The sequence below is a fragment of the Mycobacterium sp. 1081908.1 genome (genome assembly GCF_001673535.1).
GTDB lineage: Bacteria > Actinomycetota > Actinomycetes > Mycobacteriales > Mycobacteriaceae > Mycobacterium.
Genome location: NZ_LZLY01000118.1, coordinates 1 through 7,799, shown reverse-complemented (window position 1 = coordinate 7,799; position 7,799 = coordinate 1). Strand labels below are relative to the sequence as shown.

At 69.4% G+C, this 7,799-nt stretch carries 8 protein-coding genes; 4 read left to right on the top strand and 4 right to left on the bottom strand.

From position 1 onward, the window contains the following. Positions 1 to 211 precede the first annotated feature (211 nt). From A5655_RS18545 to A5655_RS18535, 3 genes are read right to left on the bottom strand one after another with little or no spacing between them, the layout of a single operon-like run. Positions 212 to 2,413, bottom strand: coding sequence for an acyl-CoA dehydrogenase (locus tag A5655_RS18545; RefSeq protein ID WP_067012433.1), 2,202 nt, complete (start codon positions 2,411 to 2,413; stop codon positions 212 to 214). A gap of 54 nt (positions 2,414 to 2,467) precedes the next feature. After that, entirely contained in the window at positions 2,468 to 3,424 is a 957-nt protein-coding gene (locus A5655_RS18540; RefSeq protein WP_197508739.1) for a 2-hydroxyacid dehydrogenase, read from the bottom strand. Next, positions 3,415 to 4,518, bottom strand: coding sequence for an alpha/beta hydrolase (locus tag A5655_RS18535; RefSeq protein ID WP_067012432.1), 1,104 nt, complete (start codon positions 4,516 to 4,518; stop codon positions 3,415 to 3,417). The genes A5655_RS18540 and A5655_RS18535 overlap by 10 nt, the downstream gene beginning before the upstream one ends. 150 nt (positions 4,519 to 4,668) lie before the next feature. Between A5655_RS18535 and A5655_RS18530 the strand changes: the two genes are divergently transcribed. Together A5655_RS18530 and A5655_RS18525 are read left to right on the top strand one after the other, a co-directional pair. Continuing rightward, entirely contained in the window at positions 4,669 to 5,250 is a 582-nt protein-coding gene (locus A5655_RS18530) for a VOC family protein (RefSeq protein ID WP_067012430.1), read from the top strand. Between the two features lie 6 nt (positions 5,251 to 5,256). Beyond that, a complete protein-coding gene (locus A5655_RS18525) occupies positions 5,257 to 5,805 on the top strand; it encodes a hypothetical protein (RefSeq protein ID WP_067012428.1) in 549 nt (182 codons plus the stop codon). Here A5655_RS18525 and A5655_RS18520 read toward each other — a convergent pair. After that, on the bottom strand, positions 5,738 to 6,433 hold the full coding sequence (locus tag A5655_RS18520; RefSeq protein WP_369807234.1) for a TetR/AcrR family transcriptional regulator: 696 nt from the start codon (positions 6,431 to 6,433) through the stop codon (positions 5,738 to 5,740). The two genes, A5655_RS18525 and A5655_RS18520, sit on opposite strands and share 68 nt — an antisense overlap. Positions 6,434 to 6,514: 81 nt before the next feature. Between A5655_RS18520 and A5655_RS18515 the strand changes: the two genes are divergently transcribed. Together A5655_RS18515 and A5655_RS18510 are read left to right on the top strand one after the other, a co-directional pair. After that, entirely contained in the window at positions 6,515 to 7,411 is an 897-nt protein-coding gene (locus A5655_RS18515; RefSeq protein WP_067012424.1) for an oxygenase MpaB family protein, read from the top strand. Between the two features lie 92 nt (positions 7,412 to 7,503). Next, the coding region (locus A5655_RS18510; protein ID WP_156764926.1) for a PPE family protein at positions 7,504 to 7,799 on the top strand (296 nt) is incomplete at its 3' end.

Sequence of the window (7,799 nt, the reverse complement as noted above, 5' to 3'; positions counted from 1 at the left end):
ATAGCGCTCCCCCGGCACGACCGTGCCCGGCACCGCGCCCGGGCCCGCGGCGTTTGGGGCCACCCCGGTTGGGGCAATGGCGGCTGGGGCCCGCCCGGCCAGGGCTACCGGCCGTGGTGGCCGTTGTGGAACTGGTGGTGGTGAGTTAGCCAAGACCCGGGCCATGCCGACCCGACAGACGTGCGTCGGGTCGGCATGACCCTTTTGGCGATTACGGGTCGCGGGGCAGGCCCAGCAGCCGTTCGGCGATGATGTTGAGCTGGATCTCCGAGGTGCCCCCGTAGATCGTGGTGGCCCGGCTGGCCAGCAGATACTCGCCCCACTTGCCCGGTAGTTGGCTGGCGTCGCCGATCGCGGCGTCGGTGCCGAACGACGACACCGCGAACTCGGCGTACCCCTGGCCGGTGCGCATCGACAACAGCTTGGAGATCGCGGCCGACGGCATGGCGTCGCCGCCGGCCAGCGTCAACAACGTCGACCGCAGGTTCAGCACCTTGGCGGCGTGGCCCTCGGCGATCAGCTGACCGGCCCGGTGCTGCGCCACCTGGTCGAACTGCCCGTCGCGCACGAACTCGACGAACTCGGGAAGCGTCGCAAGGAAATTCGCGTCGCTGCTGCCGATCGACACGCGTTCCGCCGTCAGCGTGTTGCGGCTGACTTCCCACCCCCGGTTGACGTCGCCAAGCACGTATTCGTCGGGCACGAACACGTCGTCGATGTAGACGGTGTTGAAGAACTCCTGGCCCGTCAGCTCGCGCAGCGGCTTGACCGTGACGCCTTCGCTGCGCATGTCGAGCAGGAAGTAGGTGATGCCGTTGTGCTTCGGCGCGCTGGGGTCGGTCCGCGCCAGCAGCGCGCCCCACTGCGAGTACTGCGCGGCGGTGGTCCAGATCTTCTGGCCGGTGATGCGCCAACCGCCCTCGGCCCGGGTCGCCTTGGTGGACAGCCCGGCCAGGTCCGATCCGGCGCCCGGTTCGGAAAACAGCTGGCACCAAATCATTTCGCCGCGCATGGTCGGCGGCAGGAACCGTTGCTTCTGCTCCTCGGTGCCGAACGCGACGATCGACGGGATGATCCATGCCGCGATGCCGACCTGCGGCCGCTTGACCCGGCCGGCGGCGAACTCCTGGGCGATGATGATCTGCTCCACCGGGCTGGAGGCCCGGCCCCACGGCTTGGGCAGATAGGGCAGCACCCAGCCGCCCTCGGCGATGGCCACCCTGCGCGGCTCGCGCTCCATCGCCTTCAGCGCGGCGACGTCAGCGCGAATCTCGTCCCGCAGCTTCTCGGTGTCCGGATCCAGGTCGATGTCCACCGCGCGCATGCCCGTCGTGGTCGCGGTGTCCACCACTCGCTGCGGGTGTTCCGAGCCGCGACCGAACGAGGCGGCCAGCATCAGCGCCCGGCGGTAATAGACGTTCGTGTCGTGCTCCCACGTGAACCCGATCCCGCCGTGCACCTGAATGCAATCCTGCGCGCAGCGCTGGGCGGCCGCCGGCGCCAGCGTCGCCGCCACGGCCGCGGCGAACTCGACCTTGGAAGGCCCCATGTCCCAACCATTTTCGCGGGCCTCGTCCAGCGCGCGGGCGGCGTCCCACACCGCCGCGGTGGCCCGCTCGGTGTCGGCGATCATCTCCGCGCACTTGTGCTTGATGGCCTGGAACTGGCCGATCGGCCGGCCGAACTGTTCGCGGATCTTCGCGTAGTGCGACGCCGTGTCGGTCGCCCACCGCGCCACGCCGATGGCCTCGGCCGACAGCAGCGTGACCATCAGCGCGTGCGCGGCGGCCATGGTCAGATTGCTCAACACGACGTCGTCGCCGACCTCGACGGCGTTTGCCCGCACGTGCGCGATCGGGCGCAGCGGGTCAATGCTTTTCACCGGTTCGATCTCGAGCTGCTCGGCGCGCAGCACCACCCATTCCTCGCCGCTGTCGATCGCGACGGGCAGCACCAGCACGGAGGCCTGCGCCGCGCCGGGGACCGCGCGGACCTCGCCGCGGATCACCAGCGAGTCGCCCTGGCGGGTGGCGGTCAGCGCGCAACACTCCATCGCGTAAGCGGCGATGGCGGCGCCGGAGGCCAGCTCGGAGAGCACCTTGGCCTCGGGGTCGTGCGCGGAGATCAGCGCGCTGGCGATCGCCGACGGCACAAACGGCCCAGGCACCGCGCCGTAGCCGAACTCGGCCAGCACGATGGCCAATTCGAGGGTGCCGAATCCCTGCCCCCCGACCGATTCCGCGAGATGCACGCCCTGCAGCCCCTGCTCGGCCGCGGCCTGCCAGTACGGCGGGGGATTGTCGATGGGGGATTCCAGCGCCGCGTGCAGCACCTCGGACGGCGCCACCCGCGCCACCAGGGATCGCACCGAGTCGGCCAGGTCTTGATGCTCAGGAGATATTGCGATCGGCATTGGTCGCCTTTCTCGGCCCTTGGCTGGCTCACGATTCAGCCAGCGTCTTCCAAGCTAACAACCGGTCGGTTGGTTGACTACATGGGCCAGCGGTTGCCCGTCGCGCAGCCGGCGGCAGTTGGCGACGGCCTCGGTCAGGTACCGCCGCATGGTGTCGGCGGTGTACCAGGTGACGTGCGGCGTCAGCACCACGTTGGGCAGTCCGAGGAGCGGGTTGCCGGGCGCCACCGGCTCCACCTCGAAAACGTCGAGCCCCGCGGCGGCCAGCCGCCCGTCCCGCAGCGCGTCGACCAGGGCGCCTTCGTCGATCACCGCGCCCCGGGACGTGTTGACCAGCACCGCATTCGGCTTCATCCGGGCCAGCGCGTGGCGGTCCAGCAGGTGATGGGTCCGCGCCGTCAGGGGCAGGTGCAGCGAGACGATGTCGCTGGCGGCCAGCAAGTCGGGCAGCGGCCGCCAGCCGGGCCGCCCGTCGTCGCGGGTGCTGGTGTGCAGCATGTCCGCCCCCATCGCCGAGACGATGTCGGCCACCCGCTTGGCGATGTTGCCGTACCCGATCAGGCCGACGGTGCAGCCGCCGATGTCGCGCACCGTCTCGCCCAGTGCCGGATCCGCCGGCCAACCCGCGCCTTGGCGGACCGCACGGTCCAGCGCAGGCAGCCGGCGCAACGCGGCCAGCATCAGCAGCACCGTGCCCTCGGCCACCGACGGCGCGTTGGCGCCCGGCATGTTGGCGACGGCGACGCCGCGTTCGGTGGCCGTGTCGACATCGATCGTGTTCACCCCGGCCCCGAGCTTGTGCACCAGCTTCAGCCTGGTCCCGCGCCGCAGATCGGCGCCGGACAGCGGACGGAGCACGTGCCAGATCACGTCCGCCCGCGGCAGCTCCCGATAAAAACCCGCGTCGTCGTCCTCGGCGCACCACCGGATGTCGAGCCAATCCGATTCTGGCGCAACGAAGTCGAGCACCCTGTCGCCGGGAACGAAATGGGCGAGAACTCTCAGCGCCACCTCCTGGTGATCCACCTGGCGATGGTATCGGCCTGCTCGCTGCGCGCGCCCGGGGTGGTGAAGTAGTGGTCGGTGTCGATCGAGGCCTGAGTCTTGTCGGTGCCGGCGAGCGCGTCGTAGATGCGCTGGGCGTCCGACGGGAAGACCCCGGTGTCCGCCTCGGCGTTGATCACCAGGGCCGGCGAGGTGATGCGCGCCAGATGCGGTTCGGCGCGGGTTTGCGCCACCCGCAGGCTCCACATGCCGAGCCAGTTGCGCAGGGTGCAGGCGGCGGCGATGCCGTGCGCGGAGCGGTTCGCCTTGGCGGGGACGCCGGCGTAACACAGGTTCGGCTGGCGCTTGGTCGGCTCGATGCCCGGATCGACCATGCGGGGATCGGCCCAGGTGCGCATCACGCTGAACGGGCGGTCCGAAAAGCCCGCCGCGCGAACCCGTTTGAGCTCCCGCTCGGCCCAGTCGGTGATCGCGTGGTTGCGCGCGATCTGGGCGTCGCGGTAGCGGGCGATGAAATCGGGCGAGTATGGCGGGCCGTTGCGCTCGTCGAACAGGTCGAGGTCGGCGTCGGTGGCGACCGGGTCGTTCTCGTCGACGACGGCGGCGTCCATCCACGCCGTCAGCACGTCGGGTCGGCCGGGGTGGGCGGCCGTGGCGACGTAGCCGTCGGCGGGGATCAACTCGGTGAGCCCGGCCGCCGGGCGCATGCCGTCCAGCGGGGTCACGTTCGGTTCGATCGCCTGTGACTGGTAGGCGGCCATCAACGAGCCGCCGCCCGAATTTCCGAGCAGCACAACGTAATCCACGCCCTGCACCTCTCGCAGCCAGCGCACGCCGACGCCGATGTCGACCAGCGCGTGGTCCAGCAGGAAGCTGCTTTCGAAGCCGCGGAACCTGGTGTTCCAGCCCAGGAATCCGATGCCGCGGGTGGCGATGTAGTCGGCGAGATAGTGCTCGGCGAAGTCGATCTGGTAGTGCACGGCGATCATCGCCACCTTGGGCTTGCGCCCCACCGCGCGGTGGTAGAGCCCCTGGCACGGGTGCCCGCCGGCCCCGGCCCGGCCCGCGGTGGGCGAGGGCAGCCCGACGAACTCCTGCATGACGCCCGCGGCGCCGTTTTGACGGGTCAATTCGGCTCCCTTCCGCCGGCGGTCGACAATGGTGCAAACCTCCTGGAGCAGAACTGATCCTGATGTTAGATTCAGCTTCGGATCTTGGCCAGGCTTTCGCGGATCGATAGGAGCCGCAGGATGATCAAGCCGCACAACACCAACTCGGAATTCGAACTGGGCGGGATCAACCACGTCGCGCTGGTGTGTTCCGACATGGCGCGGACCGTGGATTTCTACTCCAACATCCTCGGGATGCCGCTGATCAAATCGCTCGATCTGCCCGACGGGGCGGGCCAGCACTTCTTCTTCGACGCGGGCAACGGCGACTGCGTCGCCTTCTTCTGGTTCGCCGACGCCGCCGACCGGGTGCCGGGTATCTCGTCGCCGGGCGCGATCCCGGGCATCGGCGACATCACCAGCGCGGTGAGCACCATGAACCACCTGGCATTCCACGTGCCGGCCGAGAAGTTCGACGCCTACCGGCAGCGCCTCAAGGAAAAGGGCGTGCGGGTCGGTCCGGTGCTCAACCACGACGAGAGCGAGCGGCAGGTCTCGGCGACGGTGCACCCCGGGGTCTACGTGCGCTCGTTCTACTTCCAGGATCCCGACGGCATCACGCTGGAATTCGCCTGCTGGATAAAGGAATTCACGAGTAGCGACAACAAGGCCGTCCCCAAGACCGCGGCCGACCGACGACCCCCGGTGGACGCCGTACGCTAGACGGAGATGACCGACGGCATTCTCTCCGATGCTCAGATCGCCGCGCTGACGCCCGAGCAGCGGCGCGACCTGATCAACCGGCTGGAGCGGCCCCTGAGCGACGTGATCGACCCGGTGCTGCTGAGCCGGATCCGGCGCACCCGCATGAGCCTGATGATCGGCGGCTCGATCGCGATGATTCCCTGGCTGGGATACCTGTCCACCACGCTGCCGGCGAACTACGTCGCCCACAACTGGACCGCCACGTGGGTGGGTTTCGACATCCTCTTGGTTGTGTTCATGATGGCGACGGCCGTCCTGGGTTACCTGCGTCGCCAGCTGGTGGTGCTCGCCGCGTTCACCGCCGGCGTGCTGCTCATCTGCGACGCGTGGTTCGACCTGATGACCGCCGGACCCGCCGACGTGCGGATATCGGTGGCGACCGCGCTGGGCATCGAGGTGCCGTTGGCGATCTTGCTGATCCGCGGCGCGATCCGCATCATGCGGCTCACGATGATGCGCTTGTGGCTCCTGGATCCCCGGATGAGGCTCTGGCACCTGCCGCTGTTTCCTTGAGCCGGTACAGGTTTGGGTTGGTGAGTTCGTCGAGCAGCGACGCGAGGTGATCGACGAGCTGGTCGGGCTCCAGCCGGACGTCGCCGGCCAGCCAGGCGCTGATGGTCTGCCCGACGCCGCCCACGGCGAAGTGCGCCGCGGCCTTGACGCGGTCGTTCGCAGGTGCCCGCAACGTGTCGACGGCATGCTGGCCGGACAGCATGGCGAACAGCGCGCTGGACTCGGCCCGCTTGCGCACGATCACCGGGTCACCGAGCTGCGTGTTGAACAGCAGGCGCCCGATGCGGGCGTCGCCGGCGACGGTCCGCACGATGTTTGCCATCCCCGCGTGGGTCTGCTCCTGCGGCGGCACCGCCGCCACGGCGGCCTGGGTGGTGGCGGCCAGCTCGGCCACCACCCAATCGAACACCCGGCTGACGAACTGGTCCTTGTCGCTGAAGCTCTCGTAGAAGTATCGGGCCGCCAGGCCCGCCCGGTCGCAGATGCCGCGCACGGTCAACGCCGAGACGTCCTGTTGGTCGGCCCCCAGCAGGTCCAGGCCGGCGCTCAAGAATTGGCGACGGCGGCCGGCCACCCGCTCGGCGGCGTCGACGCCGCGGTAGGGCCGTGCTTTGGATCCCTGCGCCATGGGCACCATCTTGACACCGGCACCGGTAGGGGACAACATCAGGAAACAGGCGTTCGCACATTTGCGCAGAGGGGATTCCGCATGGCGGTGCAGGACTCGATCGGTCATGTGGAGCGCGCCGTCGCAGACGCGCCCCGCCCGAGCCGCTCCCGCCGCGGGCGCGGCTTGGGCATCGACGAGGGGATGATGGGCGTGGCGCTGTTGGCCGGGCCCGCGAACGTGATCATGCAGCTGGCGCGCCCGGGCGTCGGTTACGGCGTCCTGGAGAGCCGCGTCGAGAGCGGCCGGGTGGACCTGCATCCGATCAAACGGGCCCGCACCACCTTCACCTACCTCGCGGTGGCAACCGCCGGCAGCGATGCCCAGAAGGAGGCCTTTCGGCGGGCGGTGAATCGGGCGCATGCGCAGGTGTATTCCACCCCGGACAGCCCGGTGGCCTACAACGCCTTCGACGTCGACCTGCAGCTGTGGGTGGGGGCATGCCTGTACAAGGGCGGGGTTGACATCTACCGCACCTTCGTCGGCGAACTGGACGGCGAGGACGCCGACCGGCACTACCGCGAGGGCATGGCGCTGGCCACCACGCTGCAGGTGCCGCCGGAGATGTGGCCGGCGGACCGGGCGGCCTTCGACCGGTACTGGCGGGAGTCGCTGGCCAAGGTGCACATCGACGACACCGTCCGCGATTACCTGTATCCCATTGCGGCGGGCCGCATTCGGGGGGTGACGCTGCCGGGCCCGCTGCAGCGCATGTCCGATGACTTCTCGCTGCTGATCACCACGGGCTTTCTGCCCCAGCGCTTCCGTGACGAGATGCGGCTGCCCTGGGACGCCGCGAAACAGCGGCGCTTCGACCGGCTGATGGCCGTGTTGCGCACGGTCAACCGCGCGCTGCCGCGCTTCGTGCGGCAGTTCCCGTTCAACGTCCTGCTCGCCGACGTCGACCGCCGGATCCGGACGGGGCGGCCGCTGGTTTGACACCCGGGGCTCCGCGCCCCGGTTGATAACGACAATCATTTTCATTAGGCTCTTGGACTGGTAACCCTTCCCAGCCCGAGGAGTGCCGCATTATGACCGCGCCGATTTGGATGGCTTCACCGCCGGAGGTGCACTCGGCGCTGCTGAGCAGCGGCCCGGGCCCGGGATCGTTGCTGGCGGCCGCGGGGGCGTGGAACCTGCTGAGCGCCGAATACGACTCCGTCGCAGCGGAACTCACCGCGCTGCTGGGATCGGTGCAGGCCGGCGCCTGGGAGGGGCCGAGCGCGGAATCGTACGTCGCGGCGAATGCGCCGTACCTGGAGTGGCTCATCCAGGCCGGCGCGGACAGTAAGGTCGCCGCCGCCCAGCACGAGACCGCGGCCGGCGC